Annotated in this window: 20 protein-coding genes and 2 pseudogenes; 10 read left to right on the plus strand and 12 right to left on the minus strand. The window is 46.9% G+C overall.

Annotated elements, in window-relative coordinates:
- Positions 1 to 231 precede the first annotated feature (231 nt).
- The 3 genes from ACFOLF_RS00340 to ACFOLF_RS00350 form a co-directional block, all read right to left on the minus strand.
- Positions 232 to 2,502 carry a M56 family metallopeptidase gene (locus ACFOLF_RS00340; protein ID WP_210047181.1) on the minus strand — a complete coding sequence of 757 codons (2,271 nt, stop codon included), beginning with the start codon at positions 2,500 to 2,502 and terminating at the stop codon, positions 232 to 234.
- Positions 2,499 to 2,876: a BlaI/MecI/CopY family transcriptional regulator gene (locus tag ACFOLF_RS00345; protein WP_210047182.1), complete on the minus strand. Its 378-nt coding sequence runs from the start codon at positions 2,874 to 2,876 to the stop codon at positions 2,499 to 2,501. The genes ACFOLF_RS00340 and ACFOLF_RS00345 overlap by 4 nt, the downstream gene beginning before the upstream one ends.
- A 331-nt stretch (positions 2,877 to 3,207) precedes the next feature.
- Positions 3,208 to 3,429, minus strand: coding sequence for a DNA-binding protein (locus ACFOLF_RS00350; RefSeq protein WP_210047183.1), 222 nt, complete (start codon positions 3,427 to 3,429; stop codon positions 3,208 to 3,210).
- Between the two features lie 439 nt (positions 3,430 to 3,868).
- Here ACFOLF_RS00350 and ACFOLF_RS00355 point away from each other — a divergent pair.
- The 8 genes and pseudogenes from ACFOLF_RS00355 to ACFOLF_RS00390 form a co-directional block, all read left to right on the plus strand.
- Positions 3,869 to 4,834 (plus strand): annotated as a pseudogene (locus tag ACFOLF_RS00355) (IS110 family transposase); the annotation flags it as partial.
- A 585-nt stretch (positions 4,835 to 5,419) separates the two neighbouring features.
- Positions 5,420 to 6,835, plus strand: a complete 1,416-nt coding sequence (locus tag ACFOLF_RS00360; RefSeq protein ID WP_210047191.1) for a spore germination protein — start codon at positions 5,420 to 5,422, stop codon at positions 6,833 to 6,835.
- Positions 6,736 to 7,965 carry a GerAB/ArcD/ProY family transporter gene (locus ACFOLF_RS00365; protein ID WP_210047184.1) on the plus strand — a complete coding sequence of 410 codons (1,230 nt, stop codon included), beginning with the start codon at positions 6,736 to 6,738 and terminating at the stop codon, positions 7,963 to 7,965. Before ACFOLF_RS00360 ends, ACFOLF_RS00365 begins: the two co-directional genes overlap by 100 nt.
- Positions 7,962 to 9,053, plus strand: coding sequence for a Ger(x)C family spore germination protein (locus ACFOLF_RS00370; RefSeq protein ID WP_210047185.1), 1,092 nt, complete (start codon positions 7,962 to 7,964; stop codon positions 9,051 to 9,053). Before ACFOLF_RS00365 ends, ACFOLF_RS00370 begins: the two co-directional genes overlap by 4 nt.
- Positions 9,054 to 9,572: 519 nt before the next feature.
- Positions 9,573 to 9,707: pseudogene (locus ACFOLF_RS00375) on the plus strand (IS110 family transposase); the annotation flags it as partial.
- A gap of 88 nt (positions 9,708 to 9,795) precedes the next feature.
- The gene (locus ACFOLF_RS00380) at positions 9,796 to 10,128 is read left to right on the plus strand and encodes a transposase (RefSeq protein ID WP_210047186.1); all 333 of its coding nucleotides are present in this window, start codon (positions 9,796 to 9,798) and stop codon (positions 10,126 to 10,128) included.
- Positions 10,129 to 10,224: 96 nt separating this feature from the next.
- Positions 10,225 to 10,539: an IS3 family transposase gene (locus ACFOLF_RS00385; protein WP_210047187.1), complete on the plus strand. Its 315-nt coding sequence runs from the start codon at positions 10,225 to 10,227 to the stop codon at positions 10,537 to 10,539.
- A gap of 3 nt (positions 10,540 to 10,542) precedes the next feature.
- Positions 10,543 to 11,052 carry a DDE-type integrase/transposase/recombinase gene (locus ACFOLF_RS00390; protein ID WP_210047188.1) on the plus strand — a complete coding sequence of 170 codons (510 nt, stop codon included), beginning with the start codon at positions 10,543 to 10,545 and terminating at the stop codon, positions 11,050 to 11,052.
- 268 nt (positions 11,053 to 11,320) lie between these two features.
- Here ACFOLF_RS00390 and ACFOLF_RS00395 read toward each other — a convergent pair whose 3' ends face one another.
- Positions 11,321 to 12,625 (minus strand): alpha/beta hydrolase family protein, encoded by a 1,305-nt coding sequence (locus ACFOLF_RS00395; protein ID WP_210047189.1) that lies wholly within the window; start codon positions 12,623 to 12,625, stop codon positions 11,321 to 11,323.
- Positions 12,626 to 13,145: 520 nt separating this feature from the next.
- On the minus strand, positions 13,146 to 14,051 hold the full coding sequence (locus tag ACFOLF_RS00400) for a DUF3885 domain-containing protein (RefSeq protein WP_210047190.1): 906 nt from the start codon (positions 14,049 to 14,051) through the stop codon (positions 13,146 to 13,148).
- A gap of 337 nt (positions 14,052 to 14,388) precedes the next feature.
- Between ACFOLF_RS00400 and ACFOLF_RS00405 the strand changes: the two genes are divergently transcribed.
- Both ACFOLF_RS00405 and ACFOLF_RS00410 read left to right on the plus strand, forming a co-directional pair.
- A complete protein-coding gene (locus tag ACFOLF_RS00405; protein WP_379219376.1) occupies positions 14,389 to 15,591 on the plus strand; it encodes an IS110 family transposase in 1,203 nt (400 codons plus the stop codon).
- A 696-nt stretch (positions 15,592 to 16,287) separates the two neighbouring features.
- Positions 16,288 to 17,511 carry an IS110 family transposase gene (locus tag ACFOLF_RS00410; protein ID WP_379219378.1) on the plus strand — a complete coding sequence of 408 codons (1,224 nt, stop codon included), beginning with the start codon at positions 16,288 to 16,290 and terminating at the stop codon, positions 17,509 to 17,511.
- A gap of 265 nt (positions 17,512 to 17,776) precedes the next feature.
- On the opposite strand, the gene ACFOLF_RS00415 is transcribed toward ACFOLF_RS00410, so the two are convergent.
- From ACFOLF_RS00415 to ACFOLF_RS00445, 7 genes are all read right to left on the minus strand, one after another.
- Complete coding sequence (locus tag ACFOLF_RS00415; protein WP_210047198.1) at positions 17,777 to 19,405, minus strand: bifunctional metallophosphatase/5'-nucleotidase; 1,629 nt, start codon at positions 19,403 to 19,405, stop codon at positions 17,777 to 17,779.
- Between the two features lie 266 nt (positions 19,406 to 19,671).
- Positions 19,672 to 21,084 (minus strand): ABC transporter substrate-binding protein, encoded by a 1,413-nt coding sequence (locus ACFOLF_RS00420; protein WP_210047197.1) that lies wholly within the window; start codon positions 21,082 to 21,084, stop codon positions 19,672 to 19,674.
- 86 nt (positions 21,085 to 21,170) lie between these two features.
- Positions 21,171 to 22,004: a carbohydrate ABC transporter permease gene (locus tag ACFOLF_RS00425; RefSeq protein WP_210047196.1), complete on the minus strand. Its 834-nt coding sequence runs from the start codon at positions 22,002 to 22,004 to the stop codon at positions 21,171 to 21,173.
- The gene (locus tag ACFOLF_RS00430) at positions 22,001 to 22,966 is read right to left on the minus strand and encodes a carbohydrate ABC transporter permease (protein ID WP_210047195.1); all 966 of its coding nucleotides are present in this window, start codon (positions 22,964 to 22,966) and stop codon (positions 22,001 to 22,003) included. Before ACFOLF_RS00430 ends, ACFOLF_RS00425 begins: the two co-directional genes overlap by 4 nt.
- A gap of 10 nt (positions 22,967 to 22,976) precedes the next feature.
- Positions 22,977 to 24,473: a bifunctional metallophosphatase/5'-nucleotidase gene (locus ACFOLF_RS00435; protein WP_210047194.1), complete on the minus strand. Its 1,497-nt coding sequence runs from the start codon at positions 24,471 to 24,473 to the stop codon at positions 22,977 to 22,979.
- A 9-nt stretch (positions 24,474 to 24,482) separates the two neighbouring features.
- The gene (gene thpR, locus ACFOLF_RS00440; RefSeq protein ID WP_210047193.1) at positions 24,483 to 25,010 is read right to left on the minus strand and encodes an RNA 2',3'-cyclic phosphodiesterase; all 528 of its coding nucleotides are present in this window, start codon (positions 25,008 to 25,010) and stop codon (positions 24,483 to 24,485) included.
- A gap of 55 nt (positions 25,011 to 25,065) precedes the next feature.
- Positions 25,066 to 25,845: an HAD family hydrolase gene (locus tag ACFOLF_RS00445; protein ID WP_210047192.1), complete on the minus strand. Its 780-nt coding sequence runs from the start codon at positions 25,843 to 25,845 to the stop codon at positions 25,066 to 25,068.
- Positions 25,846 to 25,964 lie beyond the last annotated feature (119 nt).

A 25,964-nucleotide genomic window follows, 5' to 3' on the forward strand; every position in this document is an offset into this window, starting at 1 on the left:
CCGTTAGCGCAATGATCTTTGATTTTTTTATGATTCGGTTCACCGTATCTTCTAAAAGGGGAATTTGGGAGGCTCCCTCTCGGGAGCCTTGCTTTCACATCGAACGATGATCTGAACGACTCAAACCAACCGATCTCCGCGCTTCTTCACATAGTTTGCAAACACGAAACGCCAAGGAATGACGAAGGGATATATCAGGACCAACAAGCAAGCATTTTGTTATTTTCCTGGTCATTCAACGGGAGCGAGTACTAAGGCGTTAAGGTTTTCTTCCTGATGTTTGTCCACCCCATAGAAATGAGCCGTATAATAAACACCGTTTTGCTGCCACACGTAAAACGTTTGAGTTTTGAACTTCAATTGATTGCTATCGGAATGGACAGGCTCTGTATAGATATTATCGTTATCCGCATAGGCGGTAATTCCGATCCCGTTCATCTCCAACTTGCGCAGGAACGACAGCCTTTTCACGTCCACAACAGGTGCCTTGCTTTGATAAAACTCAATACTGTCATTTAGTTCATACATGGGAGAATTGAAAGGAACTCGATATGAATTCCACAAAACATCCGTGTCCGGTCTAAAATAGAACTTGGTGTTCTGATCGTCAGCCCGCATCAGAGATGAATCGGAAAGTTTAAGACCATAGTCTGAGACATCAACCGGAATCTTCACTGGAAAGCCAAGAATACGCTTCGCTTCTTGCAGGTCTGTCTCGTCATATAAAGCGAATGAATTGCCCTCACCTTTATAGTCGACATGTTGAACTTGGCCTGGCGAAACAAAGGATTGCACGACTTTCGCCAGTTCATCCTGGGAAAGATCATTGCTATAGAAATTAATCGTATACATGACACCGTTATCCTGCCATACAAAGCTTTTGGCCGTTTCAGGTTTTTGCTTGGACCAGATCTTGGTAGTCGTGTACATAACACCATTGATATTGCCGATTGTCATGTCTTCTTGCTTGTCGGAAGGCGCGCGGTCCAGCGCTTGGGGATACGGGGCACCCCACAAAAAATTATGCTCCAGCAGCGTGCCGTTTCCTTTGGCAGCAACCATCTCGAAATAGTGTTCGTCTTTCTGGCCAAAGTTGGATACGAAAGTGATGGAAACTGAATTAATCAAGTCCGCTTTATGCGCTTTCGCGAAACTCTCGCCCAAATTTATATTTTCCAATTGATACCGTTCAGGCATATAATCAGGTACTTTAAATTCAAACTTTGAAAAATTGATTGCCCGGTTCAGGTTATTAAACCATTTGTACGAGGGAATCAGTCTGTCGACCTCAAATTGGGCAACCGGATTCTCTTCCTCCGGACTCTCCGCCCGGGAGGAGGCGTTTGATTCGACTTTAGCATTGGTGAGCAAAACTGCGCCCAAGAGGAGGATCAACACAACAGCCATGGCAGACAGCTTGTATGAACCTTGTTTGAACTTTGTGATCATGGTAACTCTCCGTTTCGTTTCATTCTTGTTGTTGAAATAATAGGAAAGATGAACCCGCGGCGAAGAGCTTCGGGAAAATAAACGCGACAGCATAAGAAGTGTCATGCCGTAGGAAGAAGATCCCCGCTCGCCCAGCAGCTCAAGCACAGCCGCATCGCAGGCCATTTCCCGATCGGAGGCCATTTTGCGCCGGGCCAGCCACACGAAAGGATTAAACCAATGCAGCCATACCGCTAACGTCCACAAGGAATTGAACCCTAAATCCTTGCGTTTATAATGGGCTAGTTCGTGTAAAAGAACATGCGCCAGCTGCCGGGAATCGGCGATTACAGCAAAATCCTCCGGCAAATAAATTCTCGGCTTTCTCACTCCGTAGATGCAAGGGCTGTAAAAACCGCTTATCTCATACACCGGAATGATTTGTTTGATTCCGAGTTGTTTACTGCACGCTTTAAGAACGGAAAGTACCTCTTCGTCGTCGATCGGACGGGAGTGCTTGAGTTGTTTTCTGAATCTGAGCGTCACAATCAAATAATACATCCCGAGTACGGCCAAACCTCCAAGCCATATCCATAAACCGATTTTAAGTATATTGGACCACAACTGTTTTTTCTCAACGGTAGGAGGAAGAGAAGTTGCTCCTGCTGAAACAGGTTCTTCAGGCTGCTTTGTCGATAAATTGGAAGGCAGGTTTTCTTCTGTTCGTTGCGGCAAAGTTGCCTTCGTTTCGTTACCGGGTGCCAAAATAGCAGGAGAGGAAGACCCGTTATCCCCGCTCTGATTTACGGATTCGGAATGATCGGCCGGATGGCTTTGAACGGTTGTCCATTTGTCGGCTGTCGCTTGCGGCACCAGATTAAACAAACTGATGGAACTCGACGGACCGACAGGAATAAGAAGCTTAATTAATACAAGGAACCATAAGACGTAAATGAATCTGGGTTTCAGCCGCACAAGGAACAGCTTCCGAATGCCGAGCAGCAGCAAGACGATTACCGACGATGCCAACGATGCGTGCAAGATAACGGAGAATATCGTTTTCATGACGATCATGATTTTTTCTTCTCTTCCAGCAGCTGTTGGAGCTCTTCGATATCTTTCTCCGAAAGAGTCTCTTCCTCAAGAAATTTCGCAAAAAGCATGCCTACGGCACCGTTATAAACTCTGTCCAGAAAGGATCGGTTCTCGGTTTTTAAGTAATCTTCATATGAAACCAACGGATAATAGAGATAATTCCTGCCGGACTTTTCGAAACGGATCGCATTCTTCTTGTGTAAGCGGTTCAGAAAGGTTTTGATTGTCTGATCCGACCATTGCATCTGTTCCGTCAGCTTGAGTATGATCTCATTAGCGGATAAAGGCTCTTTCTGCCAAAGAAGCTTCATGACTTCAAGTTCGGCATCGGTAATGTGAGGGGGATTATTCATAGTCTTAACCTCTTTTCAATCCCAAACTTATCGTTTACACCTGTAAACGATATTTAAAATTTACACATATAAAAGAATATTGTCAACCGGAGAGATATGGATAACCCGAAATTGTAGCAAAAGACATATTCTATTTCGGGTACATTACCTTGCATATTCCCAATAAAGGACAGCCGGGTTCCCCGCAAATGATCTTTAACTAACCGTTACTTCAATGAAAAAGCAGCTGATCGATGTAACCAGCTGCTGATCATCCTTCTATCTGCCAAAAAGCAAGCTCCTCCACTATCGTACCCTTAACGGAAAAATGAATGTGCATAATTCTCGTAGCTTAAGATCTGTCAGCGAACGAAAGTCCCTTAGCGGCGAGTTCTTGACGGATAATATCTAACGCTTTTGGTCCCATACCATGCAACTTCAGAACCTCGGCTTCGCTGATCATCGTGAACTTTTCAAGCCGAAAGTATCCAGCTCCGGCGAGTGCTCGTTGTGCTGGTTTGCCTATCCCGGTCGGAAGGTCGTTTTCAGGTTTTGGTTCATTGATATTTGTCAACGCTATTTCTCCCTTCTCCTTAAGTAGTGATTTTCGATCTTGAATTGATGACTGTAAGTTTCTCTCTATCATAGCAGGTAATATATGTCATGAGTTCTTATCGACTGCTCCCTTTTTGAAATAACGCGTTTGGGAAGGTTTTTTGAGCTGCCGTGGCAGCTCCTTCGTAAAGCTATCTATCGTGCTTCGTTAGCCTCCCATGCCCCTCTCGGGGCACCGCAGAGTAATGAAAATTTTGGTGCGGCGTTTTATACTATATTTACGGCTGGTGAGGAAGGTCGTTACGCTATGGTGTCACGAACCCATCCGTTAGTCTGACTACGACGATCACGGTGCACCACGGTATGTCGCTCCTTTTGGGAAGCACGCGGGGTAGAGTAATCCTTTTCTGGTTGTTGCACCAGTCCTCAACTTTCATTGCCGTAGAAAGGTGAATGTTATGGATGTCCTGATCGAACGCGCTTGTGGTTTGGATGTTCACAAGAAGTCCATCACTGCTTGTGTTTTGACGCCAGAAGGAAAGGAGATTAAGACCTTTCGTACGCATACGGTGTTCCTGCTGGACTTGATCGACTGGATCAAGCAGTATCGCTGTACACACGTGGCCATGGAGAGTACCGGCGTTTTCTGGAAACCCGTCGTCAACCTGCTTGAAGCCGAGGAGATTCCGTTTCTCGTCGTTAACGCCCAACACATCAAGGCAGTCCCCGGCAGGAAGACGGACGTGAAAGATGCCGAGTGGATCTGTAACCTTCTGCGTCATGGACTGCTCAAACCCAGCTACATTCCGGACCGTAACCAACGCGAACTCCGCGAATTAGTCCGTTACCGTCGCAGCCTGATTCAGGAACGCTCTCGTGAACATAACCGGGTTCAGAAGGTCCTTGAAGGCGCCAACATTAAGCTCGCTGCTGTTGTCTCCGACATTATGGGCGTGAGCAGCCGCGATATGATGGGTGCCATGATCGAGGGCGAAGAAGATCCAGAAAAGCTGGCAGCCTTTGCACGGCGGACACGAAAGAAAAAGAAAGAAGAGCTGGAATTAGCCTTACGCGGCAACAGGAGTGCCCACCAGCGGATCATGCTGAAAACCATGCTCACTCACGTCGATTTTTTGAATGAGCAGATTCTCGAACTGGATACGGAGGTAGCCAAACGGCTCGACCCTTTTCAGCAAGACATTGAACGGCTGGATACGATTCCAGGGATCGGCCGGCGTACCGCCGAACAAATCTTAGCCGAAGTTGGGACTGACGTCGCTTCACGCTTCCCATCTGCCGCTCATCTCTGTTCGTGGGCTGGCCTCGTTCCAGGGCAAAATGAAAGTGCCGGAAAACGTAAATCCTCGAAAACTCGCAAAGGCAACAAATATCTCCGAGCGGCACTGATCGAAGTCGCCCATTCGGAAATCAATGATATCACTATACGTTAACTGATTATATTTCACTTCAAAATAATCCTTCGTTATGCTGTTGATAAATCCGGTTGTTTTCACCTTCCCTTTTATCAGGGTATTGAATGTCACTCTAACCTGATTGCCCTCAATATAAGCTTGGTGAATCAATTGTTTCCACACTATCGGCTGTAATATAACCACCGCGTCATAAAAGGCCTTTCTCACTTGTTCGATATGTAGAGATTCTTAGGATCTCCACGCAAGCTCATCGTTCATTCCGTTCCAAGCTGGCCATTGTTCCAATAAGAAGATCATACGCTCCAGATCCACATTCGGCTTAATCGCATTTCCTCTCAAAAGATATACGGCATTTTTGATCGCCTGGTGCGACTCATTAATAATGGGCCCACGCATTTTCCCAATCCTCGGGTTATGCTTACTCTCAAATGAAATCCATATCTCTAGCATCTGCGCGATTCGCTCATTCAATCGTAAACGGACCAGCGGAGGATAAAATAATCGCGGCCTGAGCATATTAAATTATGGCAATTATTATGGTTAAGGCGGTGTATTTCCTTGGTTGATGCCAGCTCCATGCTAACCATGGACAATCTCAAAGCACTTCTTGAAGGCATGAGCGATGCCCAATTCGACCTGCATGAGTTCAACGAGCGCCACAAGACAACCCTGGTTTATATTAAGACGCTAATCGATTCTGAACGATTAAACGAAGCTGTCATTGAACCCTTGACTATCCATCCGCATGAGACGCTAATAGAAGGTCCGGCTGTCTCTAAAGTGATTTCGATTACCTCCTTGCAGGAGGCAGAGGACAAGCTTGTTACCGGATATGTTCTTATTGTCAATATGCTCCAGCATCAGTGGCTGGCAGTGCAGTTGGAGAACCCGCTTAGCCGCGCTATCGAACAATCTGTCACGGAAACGATTATCTATGGAGCCAAGGATAGCTTTGACGAGCAATTGGAACACAATATCACAATGATCCGAAGGCGTCTACCTCTTGCCGCACTCAAAACAGAGAAATTTATCGTCGGGTCGTTGTCAAAAACGGAAGTCGTTCTTATGTATATCAAAGGGTTGACCAATCCCGAGTTTATCTCCATAGCAAGAGAAAAAATTAATGCGATCGATTATGACATGTTTCTTGATTCATCGCAGATTGCCGCTTTTATAGAGGACCATAAATATACCGTATTTCCTCAATTCCTGGAAACTGACCGCCCGGATCAGTGTGTTTATTCCCTGGGGCTCGGCAAGCTTGTCATCCTGGTAGGCAATACACCCTATGTCTTGATAGCTCCGATCACCTTCTTCCACCTTTTTCAATCGCCGGAGGATTATTTTCTTCGCTGGAACGTTGCCAGTTTTTTTCGTGTTATCCGATATCTCAGTTTCTTCCTGTCGATATTCTTAATTCCTTTTTATGTGGCGTTGTCCACCCATCACTATGAAATGTTTCCGCTGCAAATTCTGTATGTAATGATGGAATCCCGCAGCAGATTGCCATTTACTCCTTTCTGGGAAGCGTTTATTATGCTAATCACCCTGGAAATCATTAAGGAAGCCAGCATGCGAATGCCGTCCAAATCCGGGCAAATCCTGGGGGTTATTGGCGGTATCGTGATTGGGCAAGCTACAGTTGCGGCAGGTTTAGTCAGTAAAGTCCTCATCGTTCTGGTCGGTATTTCAGCTATCGCCTCTTACTTGGTGCCTAACTATCTCATGACCAAGTCCAGCACATTGATTCAGTTTCTTTTTCTTGTGATGGCTTCTTCAATGGGAATATACGGCCTGATACTCGGATTGACCTGCCTTCTGGCACATTTGAATGGACTTTCCTCCTTGAAACAGCCTTTTTTTTCTCCTGTATCCCCTTTTTACGGAAGAGAGTGGCTGGACTTGTTTATTCGGGCACCGCTGAGTTGGATGAAGGACCGGCCAGCATCGCTGCTCCCTTTACAGAAATGGCGAACCAGCCGAAAGAGGTGACTTTCATGAATCCTGTTGCATTTTTCGAGAAAAAATATACCTACAGCGGCGTCTATGCCTTTCTGCTGATCAACCGCATTCAGATTCTTTATTATCCTTTAATCCTGCCTACTTATTTGATTCACCCTTATATGATATGGGGGATTATTGGGGTTGGCCTTATTTCGCAGTTTAATTTATTCCTGCTGTCGAAATGGTTTTCTTCCGAGCATTCCGGTTTGGGGTATAAAGGGCTGGTCCATCTTTTTGGACAAGGCTGGCTTCGGCTATTTGCTGTAATTGGCCTTTTCCTGCTTATCATGAAGCTATCTGTTATTACCCTCGGTTATGTTGAGATTTTGGATACATTTATTTTCCCCTCCATGAGTTCAATTTGGTTGACTTTGTCTCTATTATTGGTTGGCTTCTATATTGCCTCCTATGGTCTGGAGAAAACCATCCGGTTTATTGTTGTCGTTTTTTTATGCTCAGTCTGGCTCATTATCGTTTATATTCCTTTCCTATTACCGCCTGTTGCTCATCTTTATGACATATACCCCTTGTTTCCCGTAGACGGTATAGATTCGCCATGGAAAAGCCTATTGTTTATTTGGTCAGCCTTTTCCGGTCCGGAGTATCTGGTATGCCTTTCCCCATGGCTGAAGCCGCAATCCAGGATGCTCAAATCGTTCACTTTGGCGAATACCCTCTCCATTGTTGAATATTTAATCCTGTTTATCAGTTCATTATTTTATTTCGGGTCAGCCTATATTAATAAAATTAGTTATCCGATCCTGAGCATGCTTCGTTATCTTCAATATCCTGTGCTTGAACGAATAGATATGTTTTTTATTACCATTCACATGCTTAACTTTTTGTTTTTCATCTCGCTGTTCCTGTTAATGATCTATGGAGCTGGAAGGATATCTATGGGAATCCATCTCAAGCCAACCAGTCGTATGGGGTTCATCTTGTGCTCCTTGGCCTTGTATGCATGTATGATTGCGGCATACAAATGGCTTTGGCGTACGGAATCCTCATTGAATATCATGATAGTCTTCGAAATTTGTTCCAGCGCCCTCAGTTATTTGCTTGTTCCTTCTTTGCTCCTCATTGCCATAAAATTAAAAAAAGGACGCGTACCCTCATGAGAACAACCAATCGGACATTCATATGGATCTTGCTTGTCGGCTGCATTTTGATTAGCGGCTGCTCACCCTTTGTGGACAATAATACGGTTGAAGAAATCGCTCCGATTATTTTCTGGTCCATTGATGGAGCAAGCGGAAAGAAGCTCAAAATCAGCACACTGGTACCGCCTTTGCTTAATATGAAGAAAAGAATGCTAACCATGCAGGTGGATATGTTAAAGCAAGGTGAAAAGAACTTCAATTTGAACTATTACCGCGAATTAAAGCTTGGACAGCTTCGTATGCTGTTCCTGAACGAGAATTATGTAAAACACAACGGAACCAAACCGCTGCGGACCTCCCTCATGAATCCTGATGTTTCCCCACGAATCTTTCCTGTCATCGTACGGGGGAAATTCGAAGAATACTTGAATAATCAATTGCCCGAACAGGATAATTTGGACTATTTTCTTTATCGCATGTTCAAGCACTATGAGATTCAGCATCAAGGAGAGATGACCATTGTCAATCTGCATGATTATCTGAAACGTTATTATTCCCCCTCGCCGTATCCGGTTCTTCCGGTCTTCAAGGCAGTTCCTTCCAGTTTCACCTATGACGGGACGGCATTGTTTCATGGTGATACCCTCATGGGAACAATCCATAATGAGGAGGATGAAATTTTCCAGCTCATCGATAACGATCATTACCTCAAGCAGTTACCAATACCTAAGCTTTCCTTGAGTCTAGGAAATATCCGGGCTGAGACCAGTATGAAAATTAGCCGTGATTATTCGGCTCTCTCCTTGCAAGTCAGGCTTGAGGCCAAGCTTGAAGAGTATCAAAAGGAGAACAATTTATTTGAACAAGATGGATTAAGTGCGCTGGAAGTTGAGATTGAATCCTATTTAAATACTAGCACCTTGAATCTGCTCAACAAAATGCAGCGGTGGAAAGTAGATCCCTTACAGGTAGGTACGCACACAATCACCCCATTCAAAAAGCCGATGAGCAGTGAACGATGGGAAGTTTACTGGGAGCATATGAAGATGAATGTAGATTATCAGGTTGTCGTTGTCCTCCGCCCTTTGACCAGAGTTAGCAAATAAAGTCAGGTTAGGTGATGCTGATTCGAGGAGGAATGAGAAATAAGAAAGAACCATAATGGTCCTTCAGAGTGTCGAGAAAGCCCAACGGACTTTTCGGCACTTTTATTTTTATTTGGTGGTTCTCGTCTCATTGAAGAAAAATCGATTTAAAACGATCTGAGGACCACATTTAGACGAAAAAACTTCGAGGAATTTAAGTCCGCATAAAAAATAGGGGGTTTCTCGACAGCCTGAGGACCATAATGGTCCTTCTTTGTTGAAGAACTATCGTACCCCTTCGTATTATGAGGTCACCAGAACTTACTGGTCGACCTCATTTTTATGTGGTCGTAAGATAGCGGTAGCCGGTGATCGAACGTTCGTACCCGTGGGACTTGGATCCCGAGAGCTATTCCGTTCATCCCCCTACTTGTTAAACCATGATTAGGCTGGTTGGGACAAAGATCCCGAATAACAAGCGATACTGTGGACGACAAGATTGTTAGGGTTGCCGGTGAAAATAAGTTAAGGAGTGGTGGAATGAACCCTGTTATTGGATTGGACGTATCAAAAGGAGAAAGTCATGCACAAGCTTTTTCAGATCGAGGAACGCCTTACGGAAAGACCTTTCGATTTGAGCACAATCTGGAGGGATTAGCCTCCTTCCTTCGTTATGGGTTTTACCTCTTAAGCCCCAAAATTGGATTTGAGTCTAGTCTACTTAACGTAGTAAACTAGAAGCAGAGCCGATGGAGGGATTTTTATGCAACGAAGAAGGTTCACAATCGAGTTTAAACAACAGCTTATCCAAGAAGCGAGTGAGATTGGAAATGCATCTCAGGTAGCCCGCCGGCATGGTGTGGATCCTAAAATGTTGTATCGATGGATCAAGCAGGCGGAACACGCTGATTGGAAAAACACCGATCCTGCTTTGAAGGCGGTCAAGGTGCATACCCCTTCGCCCCATGAGTTTCGAAGTCTTGAAGGGGAAAATAAGCAGCTAAAGGAATTGCTCGGGGAGAAGGATCTTGAGATCGCCATTCTGCGTGATCTGATAAAAAAGCAGAACCCAGCTTATCGGACAAAATTGAAGTAGCCGACAAGTGGATCAAGCTGGGGTATGCGGCAAACCGCGTGTTAGGGATCGTCGACGTAAGCGAGCAGATCTATTATTACCGGCAAGAAAATACAGGTGGAGCCTCGTTCCGCCAAGCGCGGCGGTGGTCGCCCCGTGCCTGGTTACTCCCGGTCTCTTTTTGGAGATCCGGTCAGTGACGGGCAGATCGCCGAGTGGCTTAGTGAGCTGATCAACGGGGAAACCGGCGTGTATGGCTACCGTAAGCTGACGCTTGCCCTGCAGCAGGATTACCACCTCATCATCAACAAAAAGAAAGTGTATCGCCTGCTCAAATCCATGGACCTGTTGCATCCACAACGCCGCAAACGCGTGCATTACCCGCGAAAATTAGCAAATAATCGGATCATCCAGGCCTCCAATGAGCTGTAGGAGATGGATATCAAATATGGCTATATTGCAGGCGAACAGCGCTTCTTCTTCCTGCTCAGTGTCCTGGATGTCTACGATCGTGCGGTGATCGATTACCACATCGGTTTGTCCTGTGAGGGGAGTCATGCAGCGGCTCTTATTCCGCGTGCGCTTTGGAAACGTCAGTTGTTCCACTCGACCATTCGACCGGTTATTCGGACGGACAACGGGCCGCAGTTCATTTCTCGTGCCTTCGAAGAGACTTGTCGGATGCATCAGACGGAACATGAACGTATTCCGCCGAAAACGCCGAATAAAAACGCGCACATCGAAGCTTTCCACAGTCTCCTTGAGGCCGAATGTCTGTTGCGAAATGAGTTTGTAGATTACCAGGAAGCGTATCGTGTTGTAACAGAATACCTTTCGTTTTATAACGAGCGGCGCATGCATGGCAGCTTATATGATCGTTCACCCGAACAATTTCGAAAAGCGATCATGGCCCAGCAAGTTCAGCCATTCACAGTGAAAGTTTGAGTAGATTCGTGCAAATATAAGGATAATGCTCGTTAAGTGGTCTTGACTCAAAAATTTGGGTGTTTAAGCGTTACGATATAAAGTAATTCTGCGTAGTAATTAGGGTATCCTGCCCGTTCGTAACGACATTTTCAACACATACCTTATATCTTATGTATCGAAAAAACCAGCCCCCTTAAAGGACTGGTTCACTGCAGCTAGCTATCGTCTCCGGTTTGGGCGTTTCCGTACCTCTGAAACGGTTGTCCACATTGGCCTGTTAGATTGATTAACGGATAAATTCAATTTCCGGGTGCTCCGGTGAAGGACCTTGGAGTAAATCGCCGGACATGTATCGCAAGTGTCGGTCGAAGAAAGCTATGACATAATCGCGTTGGACTGCAATTGCCTGCGCCGGATCGATGGTACCGATCGACTCTTGGATCACCGTATCGGGTAAGCCCAGCTTTTCTTTCAATTGTGGCAAAATCGCCGGGTAATCAGTAAACGTAAAATGCATGCCTTGAGGCGCGTTCAGATCAAGCTTCCAGCCGGCTGAATGCTCCCACAACGACTTCCAGTCCGGCCTCGTCAAGTGGGAATCGGGTCCTTCCTCCTTGTAATACCCTGAGCCCAACAACATGAAGGGCCGATCCAGACCTTCCGTCGCGACCGGAAGCAGAGAATCCGGCAAATAGCCTAACGTGCCGTCCATGAGTATGCCGGCATCGATGCGACTGTCATCGTGCATCGTTTGCAAGGCGGCGGCACCTCCGGCCGAATGACCGAATATGCCGATATGCGCAAGATCCATCGCTTCGCCAAGCCCGTAAGGTAGCCGGCGCTGATCGGCGTCGGGATTTCCACCGGTAGAGAGTACAGCAAGCTGGTCAAGGACGAATCGAATGTCCAGCTCGCGTACGGCAAGCGATCGCATCACTGATTCCTTGCTCAGCTTTGGCAATGCCTGGATTTCGACCCTCCCGTCGGGAAATTCAACTTCGGACGCGTCGTACGTATGATCAATAGTAACTACGACATAACCATGGCTGGCCAATTCCTCGGCCGCAATCGTGCCGGCCGTCCGCGGTACGCCGCTTCCTGGCGAGTACAGTACGACGGGATAGCCGCCACGGGCATTCGCGACCGGGGCAGCTATCCGACCGTGCGTCGTAATTCGCGACCAATTGATTGTCCCCGGCTTTATGCCGACGGAGGCAAGAGTCGTCTGCTCGTAGTGGGCGGCCGCTCCGGGCTGCATGTATGGGGCGAGCTGTCCGGGCTTCTGCTTGGCTGGATACCAGATGCTGATCATGAGTTCGCGCTTTTTGTCTTCCACCCACGGATCAGGCCGGCCCCGGTCAATCAGATGCAGCTCCGTCGTGCCGATCGAGTAAGGCCCGGTTGGCGCAGGCAAGCTGAACGTGACCGATGCGTTCGTGTCTCGAATCGGGACGGAGACTGACGATTCAGCATACAAGGTCGGAACGGCTTCGGTCATTCCGCCAACCAGGAGGGCGCCTATGCTTAGATGGAGCAGAAGCTTCCGGCCCATCGCCGCACTGTTTAGAATGATTTTCCATTTGGTTTTCATGCTTTTGGAACCTCCATTCGCCTATTGAGGATAACTCAATGTCCTCTTTTCTCATTCTACACGAGGCTATACTAATTCTGACTTACAATGCGGTTCCCCAAACTTACGTTTTTGTAACGATGATGGTCGCGGGACAGGTTCCCGCATCGATGTTCATTCCATAACCAAAATGAACAGAGATCTTCTGTAGCTACCAGCACTCATTGAGAAGTCTTCTCAGCTAAGGAAATTGATATAGGTTCTTTGTAGTCCGGCGCTTGTATTGAAAAAGTCGCCCTCCTGTCTAGGGGACTTTTTAGTTCTCCTTATAACAGTCTAGTAGATGCTTTTCCGGGTTGGAATGGAAAATAGGAAGGACCATAATGGCCCCCCCTTATTGAGCTATTGTACCCGTTAGCGGAATGGTTACTTACTAAATTAAGTGCAATCAATTATTATTTGCTATATTTGAAATGGCTTGAGCTAATATTTCTGCAGCTCGATATTCTTCCTGAAGGCTGTTTTCTTGACCTCCACTGAATCAAACTGTTTTCTCAGAGCTCCAACCGGCATAGGTCCCATATTTTTTGCCGTACATACTCATGAGGTGCGTTTGATAATCAATAAGCGCTAAGGCTTGCGTTTTGGTAGCTATAAACGTGACCCGGTCATCCGTTATGGAAATCCGCCGAATCGCGAACGACGTGAACGCGATTTCTATTGCAAACTTATCGGCGTTCACGGACGGAATCTCGAAATGATGCGATATGTGACAGGTATTAACTCGCCTAAGATTGATTCCGGAATCAGTAACTTTTTTGTCGTTAAATTCCCATCGAGTCTTTCGTTCTTCGTCCGTTTCAATGATACCGGCGAGTCCTTCACCGAAAAGGCTGTCAATTTCGTATCGGTTAAAATCTAGGATCCATTTTCGGTGTAGATGGTAGAGAGGCAAAAGAGTGCCTTTGTCGGAACTGAAAATATCACAGCCGCGATCGTCATACATGTGAAACAAAATGCCTTTTGTTTTGTTATACAGGTAAATCCGACCGCCGGAGGTCGGTTTACGCATGAAATCGGCATTTTCAATGGATTCAAGTACATACGGCATTCGGATTTCTTTCGCTTTAACTTCAACAGCCCATTCTTTAGTGTAGAGTTCGTCATCAGATTCATCAAACTCATATGGCAAAGTGCACGATCGCGTTTGCTTCAATCGCGTTTTGAAAAAGCGTTTTAATCGTATTTTACTGACTCGTTTTTCATTTGTACCATAGCTGGTGCGATGCATAAAAATCACATCGTCTTCAGGATCGAAAATTGAACGACAAATGGCACTCGCGCGACGTAGACCTTCGCACCGATATGCCTCACCCATCAAATTTTCGAGTCCTAGTTCAAGACGAATGTAAAGACCATGAGCCTTCATTTCTTTTACAATATCCACTGCAAATATTCCCTTCGTATAAAATATTAGCTTTAATTTACCATGTAGTACTGGCCAGCCGCCTTCATGTCTCGATTAAGCTATCGTACCCGTCGTATTATGAGGTCAGCCAGTTTTTACTGGTTGACCACTTTGCTTTACGCGGTGTATGTATCGGTAGCCGGAGCAGAACGATCGTATCCGTGGGAGGAAATCCCGTCGCTAAAACTGTTCGCCCCCTACTTGTGGAAACCATGTTTAGGCTGGTTGAGACTTGGATCTCGCATAACAAGCGATGCTGTGGAACTGCAAGCCGTATAGGGGTTACCGGCCATTCCACTTCTGAAAGGAGAATATCATGAATCCAGTAATTGGCCTGGATATTTCAAAAGGGCAAAGTGAAGGACAAGCATTTTTAAGTAAAGGGCAACCCTATGGCAGGAGCTTTCGGTTCCTCCATACGCTTGAAGGGTTTAAAGATTTGCTGGGCACCATCCAAGATGTCCGTAATAAAACGGGCTCTACCCCTGTTTTCATATTGGAATCAACGGGGCATTATCATCAAGCTGTCGTACAGTTTCTCGAGTCAAACGAGTTCTTGTACCTTGTGATCAATCCGCTTATTTCTCATCAAGCGAAGAAATCCAGTCTTCGCAAGGTGAAAACTGATGCTGTGGATGCCTACCAACTGTGCGAGCTTTATTACAAAGAGGAGTTTGAAACCCAAAAACAAAGAGGTATTGGGCTGCTCAACCTTCGTCACCTGACACGACAGCACGATTCCATTACCCATATGTATGTTCAGGCTAAGCTTCACTTCCAGGCCGTATTAGACCAAGTCTTCCCCGACTATAGAGGGATTTTCGGGGACTTGTACTCCACTGTTTCCTTATCTGTCCTAAGGGAGTTTCCAACATCCAAAATGATTCTTGGGGCCGGATTAACGAAACTCACGGACAGAATCGCGTGTCTTTGCCCTAGACGCTCCGAGAACTGGGCTAGCGAAAAGGCCAAGACCATTCTAAAAGCAGCGGTGAATAACCCTTTCCAGGAGACAGCCTACAGCAGCCATCTCGTTAGCATTGGGTTATACATCAACCTCCTCCTTCAATACCAAGAGCATCTATCCCACCTTGAAAAGAAGATCGATGCTCTCGCTAAAGAAGTTGAGGAATTTAGAATTATCCAGTCAATACCCGGGATCGGCAGCAAAATCGCGGCAACGGTTTTGTCCGAAATCGGGGAGATCAACCGGTTTAATCACGCCAAAAAAGTAGTTGCCTTTGCAGGCGTAGACCCTAGTGTCTTTTCGTCAGGGAAGTTTACCGCCACCACCAATCGCATCACGAAACGTGGCTCCAAGCAGCTGAGGCATAGCCTGTATCTTGCGGTCATATGTGGGTTAAAGAATTCCCGGAATAAAAAGCTTCGTGAATACTACGATAAGAAGCGTGAAGAAGGAAAACCATACCGAGTCGCCGTTGTTGCCTGTATAAACAAGCTCCTTCACTGGATCTATGCCATTTTAACCAAGAAAGAGCCCTTCCTTGATTTAGCTTAAGAACCACACTTTCCATTAAGACCAAAAACCTTCCATCGCTCATAAGGAAGGCTCTTAACCATGCCCATTTTTCAGTATAGTGCTTTTTCTTCTAAAACTTAAGAGAAAAATCTTGACAAGCTATTAGCTGGTTTTAGCTGAGTGAAGGCCCTGCTGTTGAGATTTGGGAGAGTGAATCCCAAGGACCTTGTGGAGAGAGACGTGCAGTAAATCTTTCTATGGAAGATATTGTAAATATACCAACACCCTCTATTCCCGCATGCCCTCAAATGGAACTGCTTAGCCCATTTAATGTAATCATTTAAACTCCTATTTAAACATGCATGTGACATCCTGCGAATGAGCGAGCATTCGTGAGAAAATCCTTATTCTCTGAGGGAGTTTAATAAAAATAACGAACAGCGCCACGGCAAACTGCTCCTTATATCATTCAACTAACGTACCCGTTAGCCACCCATGCCCCTCTCGGGGCACCACAGAGTAATGAAAATTTTGGTGCGGCGTTTTATACTATATTTACGGCTGGTGAGGAAGGTCGTTACGCTATGGTGTCGCGAACCCATCCGTTAGTCTGACTACGACGATCACGGTGCACCACGGTATGTCGCTCCTTTTGGGAAGCACGCGGGGTAGAGTAATCCTTTTCTGGTTGTTGCACCAGTCCTCAACTTTCATTGCCGTAGAAAGGTGAATGTTATGGATGTCCTGATCGAACGCGCTTGTGGTTTGGATGTTCACAAGAAGTCCATTACCGCTTGCGTCATGACTCCCGAAGGAAAGGAGATTAAGACCTTTCGTACGCATACGGTGTTCCTGCTGGATTTAATCGACTGGATCAAGCAGCATCGCTGTACGCACGTGGCCATGGAGAGTACCGGTGTTTACTGGAAACCCATCGTCAACCTGCTTGAAGCCGAGGAGATTCAATTCCTCGTCGTAAACGCACAGCACATTAAAGCTGTTCCCGGCAGGAAGACGGATGTGAAAGATGCCGAGTGGATCTGTAACCTTCTGCGTCATGGACTGCTCAAACCCAGCTACATTCCGGACCGTAACCAACGCGAACTCCGCGAATTAGTCCGTTACCGTCGCAGCCTGATTCAGGAACGCTCTCGTGAACATAACCGGGTTCAGAAGGTCCTTGAAGGCGCCAACATGAAGCTCGCTGCTGTTGTCTCCGACATTATGGGCGTGAGCAGCCGCGATATGATGGGTGCCATGATCGAGGGAGAAGAAGATCCCGAAAAGCTGGCAGCTTTCGCGCGACGAACACTGAAGAAAAAGAAGGAAGAGTTGGAATTGGCCTTACGCGGCAACATGAGTGCCCACCAGCGGATCATGCTGAAAACGATGCTCACACACGTCGATTTTCTGAATGAGCAGATTCTCGAACTGGATACGGAGGTAGCCAAACGGCTCGACCCTTTTCAGCAAGACATTGAGCGTCTAGATACCATTCCAGGGATCGGCCGACGAACCGCCGAACAAATCCTTGCCGAAGTTGGGACTGATGTCGGTTCGCGCTTCCCATCCGCCCCTAATCTCTGTTCATGGGCGGGCCTCGTTCCAGGACAGAATGAAAGTGCCGGAAAACGAAAATCCTCAAAAACTCGCAAAGGCAACAAATATCTCCGAGCGGCACTGATTGAAGTCGCCCATTCCGTATGTAGATCCGACAACTACCTAGGAGCACAGTACAGACGCATTGCCGCCCGAAAAGGCAGACACCGAGCAGCCGTAGCCGTCGCGCACTCCATCATGACCATTGTTTATTACGTTCTTACACGAAAAGAAGATTACAAAGATTTAGGAAGTCATTATTTTGAACAGCGACAACAAGAAGCGATCGTGAGACAAGCCATACGAAAGCTTGAGAATCTTGGTTTTCAGGTAGCCCTCTCTAATTCGGAGGCCTCTTAGCGTTTCAATGTCTCATAGATTGCGAAGAAGCACAGTTTTTAAAAACCATAAAAGCTGGGTTTAGTTTCGTGCTGCCATTTTTAGGTCTGAGCTAATAGTAATTTTCGGGGTAGCGCAACGAAAAAAACGCCTTCGAGGGATACGTTGTAAATAAATTAATTAATTATATCCAATCGTACTTACTTTTGAGACGGTAAACTTAGAAGTCAGACTGGCTAGCCAGCGATAACCCTTCGAGGTATCTCTTAAGTTGTTTAATTGTTGTTTATTCTCTTGGCCTTTCCCTATCCAACGGCATGCCTTGTGATTCACTTCCGTTCACGACGCGCCAGTTCCCGTTTGCCGTAGCCTCAATTCGACTACGATTCCGGATGTAGTCAGCCAACAATTCTATCATATCGGTAGCAATATTTTTCACAACGGGCTTATGCTGGAACATCGTGTAATTGCCGCCACCTCCCGCGCGGTAATTGTTCATCACTACGTCGAACGATTCGTCTTCGGCAATCAGCCGGCCATTTCGTTCCAATTTCGTCACCCGCCTGCCGAACGGCAGCGATATGTCCAGTGTGTAATCAATGCCTTCCCACATATCGTAATTGTAATGCTGCGGTTTCGGCGTCAGGAATGAATGGTTTACGACAATTTCACCCTCCGCGCCAAGCTTAAAATATTCTGCTGACTTTTCCAGCGCGGCTCGGATATCGCGACCCGAGATACGGAGCACCTTCAATGTATTAGGATAAACGTAATTTGAAATAATATCGCGCATTGTTATGTGTTGGCTAAAGCCCTTGGAGTGGTTGTCGAACAAAGAGGTGTTGGAGATGTCCGCTCCAGAAACATCCATCTGCACGCGATTGATGAATTCAATTAACGGATGCTCGCGTAGCCGAGCGTCCGCATGCGATGTTATCATCATATCCCCTTCGACGAAGCCGGTCGGCTGATCCAGCCAATCCTGTGTCAATGCTTCCACCTCTTCGACTATTCGTACAATGACTTCATCTGGGCCGTAATTCGCTGCAGAGATTAACTCAGACCGACTGCCCGTCACGGTCCAGCCACTTTCGCCCTTGGCAAGCTGCAGCGTTACTTTCGCTAAAAAGCGGCCTTCATTCGCAGGCTGAACGACGCAAACTCCATTGATTTTACAATCGGCAATCGCGCGGTGCTGATGCCCCGTCAGCAGCACGTCAATGCCGCTCACCTGTTCGCAAAGCGTGTACCCGACGTTTTCGTCGGTAAGCGGCTCCGTTGCATCTCCAGTTATCGGATCACGCTCGAAGCCGCCGTGGTAAGACACGATGACAACGTCGGCGCGCTCTTCCCGTCTCAACCGATTCACCCATTGCCGCGCAGCTTCCACTGCATCACCAAATTGAATACCTTTAATATGCTGCGGATGTTCCCAATTCGGAATGTAAGATGTAGTCAAGCCAAGCACTCCGATCCGCAAGCCATTCGGCATCTCACGGACAATATAAGGTTTTCCGAACAAAGGGGCTCCGGTTTCGGCATCCATCGTGTTGGCTGAAAGCCACGGAAACGACGACGCCTCGACTGCGCCTCGCAAATAAGGCATGCCGTAGTTGAATTCATGATTGCCGAGCACAGCTGCGTCGTAGCTGAGCGCGTTCATGCAAGCAACGACCGGATTGGCTGCCGTGTCGTTGACCTTGGCATGGTAATATGTAAGTGGCGTGCCTTGCAGGCAATCGCCGTTATCGATCAACAGTGTTTGTGGATTAATCTGCCGCATTTCCCTCACGATGCTCGCAATGCGGGCGAGTCCTTGTCCGATAGCACTCTGATCTGCATAACTTCTGGGCAGTACCACCCCGTGAAGGTCACTTGTTTCAAGCAACACCACTTCGCACATTTGATTTTCCATTTCTATCTCTCCCGGTGGTATCCATTTAAAATGATTAGTTGCTCGGCCATACATACGGCCGGGCCGAGAGTTGGCCTGGAGGCGGGATGGCTTTCGTATACCCATTATCTGCTCAAGAAAGTGGTGTAAAAAGGCGAAATGGTGACTTATGAATAACACTCATAACGCCACCATCTCGCCTCTTTTTGTCCCTTTTTCAAGCGAGCTGTACCTAGAATAAGCTAGAACACTATTTATCTTCTCGCTTTACTCCAAGTACGATGATTTTATCTCACTTTGGCGGCTGCAGCTTGGAGTTGCTGATTATTGTCTCCTCCGCCGATCATAATTGCTTCCCACATGTCGCCGACCGCTTGGGCAAGTTGGCCCGACTTCGGAATCACCTTGTTAAAGGACAAATTCCCCAATGCAAGTACGGCATTGACCGCTGCGGCCCGATAGTACGCAGAATCGCCGCTCGGCTTTGCCGTCAGAAATTGCTTATACGCAGATTCGTCCAGCATAGCTTGGCTGATTGGAAGATTACCCGTCTGGATAAGCCAATCAGCATTTTGCTTCGCATCTGACAAGAATGAGATGAGTAGCCACGCTGCGACTCTTTCTTCTTCCGTGGCATTAGCGAAAATGACGTAGTCTTCTCCCTTTGAGAAGCTCACTGGATGGCTATGGTCCTTCTGCGGCAAAGGTGCAACACCTACTTCAAAGCTTTTCTGACCTGCATCCGGCTTAGGTACTGCAAACTGTACACCTGCTGCCGCTCCGATGAACATATACGTCTCTTCCTTGACAAACGCGTTGCTGGTGTACTTTGTACCTTCCGTGCTAGGCAGTAATTCGGGCATTGTAAAATATCCCTTGTCCATATTTTCCTTATAGAAGTTCAAAGCTGATTTGCTTGCATCGTTGTCGATGTCGATCGTACCGTCAGCGTTGATATAAGGGCTGCCCCATTGCTCAGAGAGCAGTTTGAAAGGAGCATCACCATACGCATTATCGAAGCTAAAGCCAGGCTTTCCCGTCCCTTCTTTAATCGACTTCGCGTAGCTTACGACCTCGTCCCACGTTTTCGGAGCTTGCCAGCCTTTGCTGTCGAAGTAAGTTTTGTTGTAAATCAACACATCTGACGTCTTCTTATTGGTGGGGAATCCGTACATCGTGCCTTCCGGGCCAAAGCTCTTCACTTCATCCAAGTAATACCGGAACAGTCCGTTGCTGCTAGTCGCCATTCCAATGTCTTTATTTTGGTAATACGGCATTAGGTCTACGATCGCATTACTGCTAATGTATTCAGGAAAGGTTGTAATATCGATATTGGACAACGTCGGTGTCGACTTAGAGACGATATTCTGTGTTAATTTGTCCGTCAGTTCGCCGATCGCCCCCTGATTAGATAATTCCACTTTGATATTCGGATATTGAACTTGGAAGGCGTCGACCATCTTTTGCAGTATTGGAAAGTTCGCGGCGCCAGTTCCCGTCCAGAACGAAATATGGACCTCCTTCTTATCCGTCAATATACTATTGACGGATGCTTCCAGGGCGCCCTGCGAAGCTGATGAGCCTGCAGATGACGAGGCTTGCTCGCTAGCATCGCTGCTTTCCGGCGTTTGATTGGTACCGCAAGCAGCCAACGAGATTAAAGATAAAGCAATAAGAACGGACAAGATCATTTTTTTCATTTCAGAATACTCTCCCTCATCTTATTGTTTTATATAAAGGTCGGTTTGATGAACCGCACCGGATATGGACTTGAAGGTCTACTTTGCTAGCCTTTGATGCCCCCATGTATCATGCCTGAAAATACCTGTTTGCGTAGCAAAAGGAACATCATGATCAAGGGCAATGTGACGATTGCCGCCGCGGCCATCTGTAATTCGTAGGCGATCGTACCAACACTGCTGGTAAAAGCATTCTGTAAACCGTTAGAAACGAGCCTCAGGCTATCTTTTGTCGTAACCAGATTCGGCCATGCAAAGGTTTGCCAGATCAATATCATGGACAGAACCAGGGTCGTCGCCACGGTTGATTTGGAGAGCGGCAGCACGATGCTCATCAAGTAGCGAAAGTTGGTTAATCCATCGACCTTCGCCGCTTGATACAGTTCGTCGGGAATCTGCATAAAGGTCTGCCTCAGCAGATAGATATTAAAAGGATTGACCCAGTACGGCACCACCAGCGCTTGCCACGTGTTCATCCATCCCCAGTTCGCAATCGTCTGGAAATTGGTAATAATCAGCATTTCCTGCGGAATCATCATTGTAGACAGGACAACGAAGAAAAGCATGTTCTTCCCGCGGAAGCGCAACCGGGCGAAAGCGAATGCCGCTAGAAGAGACACGGTCGTGCTAATTGTTAGGGTCGCTATACCCACGATCAAGTTATTGCACAAATACGTGAGTAGTGGCGCCTGAACGATGGCATCTGCATAGTTTTGCCACCGCAACTCTGTCGGGAACAATGTTGGAGGAACTCGAACAACCTCTGCTGCCGATTTCAGGGACGTGCTAATCATCCAATAATACGGCACAAGTATCAGCACTGCAGATACGGTTAATAACAGATATAGCACCCCTTGGCCAAACCTTACTGCAGATTTCACTGGTAGAACACCTTTCCCTTCGTCCATCTCATTTGCAGGTACACAACTGTCATGACCATCAGTACCAAGATCACCGCCGCAGCGCTGGCGCTACTTACAGCTCCAGGGGTTAAATAGTTGCCCAAAGCGTCCATGATATAGCCGACAAGTGTAATCATCATCTTGGAATTATCTCCCGGCGGTCCGAATGAACCACCGAACAAGGCGATGACACTGGCGTATGCCCGGAAAGAAAATATGACGGAGGTAACGAAAACGAAAATGGTTGTCGGCGACAACAATGGCAATGTGATTTTGCGAACAATCGTCCATTTGCTAACACCGTCTAGGCTGGCGGCTTCATAATAGGACCGGTCGATATTTTGAAGCCCGCCCAGGAAGAGGAGGATGTGCAGTGACAATCCATCCCATACGCTGTAAGCGAATAAGACGAACAGACTGTGCATGTAGGCGACATTGTACCGATGCTGCGAGCTTAGAATGCCTTCACCACTAATCCATGCGATTGGCTCTATTCCGAACCATCCGAGAATTGAGTTCATGAGTCCGACATGGGTGTTGAAAATAAATGTGAATACCATCCCCGCAGCGATCACATTGGTTACCTGTGGAAGAAAGAAGACCGTAACGAACAATCCCTTGAACCGATTGATGGAATTCAGGCCAATCGCCAGAATAAAAGAAAAGAGCATAGAGCAAGGCACACAGATGAAAGCGATGAACAGCGTGTTGATTAGCGCTCTCCCGAAGACGGGGTCCTTGATGACATCGAGATATTGTTTGATACTCCATCCGGTGTGCTCACCAGTTAAAAACCGGTAGTCGAGCTTAAAGGAAGTGATGAACGTATGAATGACGGGGTATACAGTAAAGATCCCGAGCAGTAAAAACGCTGGCAGCAGATATAAATAAGCTGAATGGTCATAACGCACTTTCAGTCTATTTCCCTTGAGTCTAAGCATGTTCATCCCCCTACTTGTTTTTCACTTTGATCGTCGCTGGAGACTCAGCTGTGAGAACTTTCCGCTCCCTAATCTCTTTGATCAATTGATCGCGCAAGAACACTCCTGTGTGCTTACGTTCAATGCCGGATGAGAAGTCATATCCCATTTCATGGGAAGCAAGACATTCATCAATGACGATCTCGTAATAACGATCCGACTCAATCGGTTGGCCATTCTCTAACACGATGGATTCGATTCTGGCACCGTACGGCTTGGCATAGTCGGCTACGATGAATAGTCCACTAACTGCAACGGGCGAAGCCCGCTCGACACGCAGTGTGCTGATGCCGTTTTCGATATTGCGAACCAAATCAGAACCTTTGACCCTCATCGTGAACAATTCGTCATTAAAGTAGATCAGTTTACGAAGTTGGTACAGGGTAATTTCCCCTGATGGAAGACCTGGCCCCATGCGGCCCGAGTAGAGAAGCGCAATTTCGCAGCCTGTCGCCAAGCGCATCACATCTGTCGCTAACTTCGTTAGCGGTGTTCCTTCCATATCCACCTCAGCCGTGAACGGAGACTTATGCATGAACTCTTGCTCCAACCAGCCGACTACGGCGCCAAGCTTGTCTTTTGTCCGCCGCTTGTATTCGTCCAACTTGAGCAGCATCTCCTCATTCGACAAAACTTCGCTGACAAAACTGCTCGCATTCACATATCCAGGCGTCACTTGCCGAATCTCTTTATCCGGGGAGAACTCGATCGTGAGCTTAGCGAATCCTCTTCCGTTACTGCCCCCTTGCACGACGGGCACTTGATGGACCTCCGAGCTGATGAATTGGTGCCAATGTGCGGTGAATAACCCGGACAGCTCGGGAACCCGCTGGCACAACTCGATCGCTTCCTCTCCCACAAGAGTGGAGCGATCGGCTTTATATTTCAATCCGTAATGTGTCAGAGCGATGATCGCATCCGGCTTGCCTTGGGAATCTAAGCCACGATTCAAATAGTCAACCCATTTCCGAGCTTCTCGAGCGCCGTCCACAATTTCTAGAAAGCGCGTATTCATCGAATGACCAGGACGATCCAGCAACTCCGGGGTGGACAAACCGATAAACGCGATCTGGATGCCTGCGATCTCCTGCATGACATAAGGCCGAAATCCAGCTGCAATTTCTCCTGTTCTTCTGTCTAGCAAATTCGCTGCAACGAACGTGAACTTGCCTTGCATCGACCAATTGCTGAGCGTCTCTACTCCGTATTCAAACTCATGATTACCTACGGCAGATACTTTTACTCCTAGTTGCATCATGAGATCGATAACCGGCTCGCCCGACAGTTCTTCCGATACTGGATCTCCATTGAAATTATCGCCTCCAAATACAACGATCGTATTGGGGTTGCCCCTTTTCTCCTGCTCCAATAGTGCGCACAACTTTGCGCAGCCCAGTGTATAATCGGTCTCGAAGATCTCCGCATGGAAATCGTTAATTCCGATAATCGATACCGTTCTAGTCTCCATGCTTACACCTTAACCCTTCAGCTTGAAGTCATTAAGCTTGCGGAAACGCAAGCCTTCAGGCAAATATTTTACTTCATACAAATAGAAGTGTGAAACTTCAAAAGATAACGATGAAACCGGGCAGAAAGAAAACACATCCGAAATGTTTAAACTGCAGTTATAGGCGAGCGAGATATGAGGGGCAAATGAGTATTGCTCCTTGCTGGTGCTCATATCAGCTAATTTGCGATTTATTTTCCCTTGCAAGTCGTGCAAGCAAGGTTCCTCTCTCACATTGACCCACACCACGTTCCCACCAGCAATGTCAAATAGGCCAAGTTCATGAAGAGACAATTTGAACGGTTTGCAATTGATTTGCATTAATCGTTCGATAATTGCATCTGCATTAGACAACTCTCCGATATAGTGCAAAGTCAAATGATAGTTTTCAATCGGTTCATAGGCTCCCGATGGGTCAAAAAAAAGCAGAGAACTTTGAATGCGTTCCAATTCTTGCTTGACATCCCCTGGAAAATCGAGTCCAACGAACAACTCCATCTTTCATCATTCCAATCTAGTCCGGTAATATGCGTGTGAAACATTTAATATAAAATCAAATAAGACCGTAAGATGTTAAAGCCTGTCGAATCCCATCTTCGTCAGCAGATCCTGTCACCAGCTCCGCCACCTCCTTTAGAGCATCTGAAGCATTGCCCATCGCGACGCCGTGACCTACCGATAACAGCATGTCAACATCGTTAAAACCGTCGCCGAAGGCGAACGAGCATTCCTTCGGAATGTCGGCTTCCTTCAAAAGCCATCGAACAGCTTGTGACTTGCCCGCCTCCTTTGAGATCATATTGACCAAGTATTCGTGAGACCAGTTGATCACATAGTCGTTCAAATACTCCTGCACATCGTTTGCCTCTTCTTTAGTGATATAGAGATGAGCCTGGTACAAGGGATGGCGCCTCTCGAAACGATTCAACACCTTCGGTAGCTTGTTATTGAAATCGTGCCAGACCTTTTCCACCCGCTCGTTCATATGGTCCACGATCTCGCCGTACTCATAATGCCCTCCGTAAGCAAAGCCACAGGACCTCACTCTTTCGATCATTCGATCCATGGACGGCAGTGTAATAAATCGTTCGAATATTTTCTGACTCTTGCGAAAGATAAGTTGACCGTTGAGGAAGACCATCGTATCGCATGGAACAGCCAATTGCTCTTGGATAAATGGCATCGATGCTGGTCCTCGACCCGTGGCAATCACTATCGTGTGCCCGCGAGACTGCAGTTCGATCAAGGCGTCGCGCGTACTCCTGGATACGCCTTTGGTTGTATGGCTGTAGAGGGTATCGTCAAAGTCGAAGAATATGAGTTGGGGTTGCAAGACAACGACTCCTTTACGGAATTATTTTCGGAATATTCTGTAAATAATACAAACACATATTTCAGCTTATCTGCTCATCCGACTCATGAGAAACGGACAAATAGACATTACGCCAGAAT

The organism is Paenibacillus sepulcri (genome assembly GCF_042647105.1).
GTDB lineage: Bacteria > Bacillota > Bacilli > Paenibacillales > Paenibacillaceae > Paenibacillus_Z > Paenibacillus_Z sepulcri.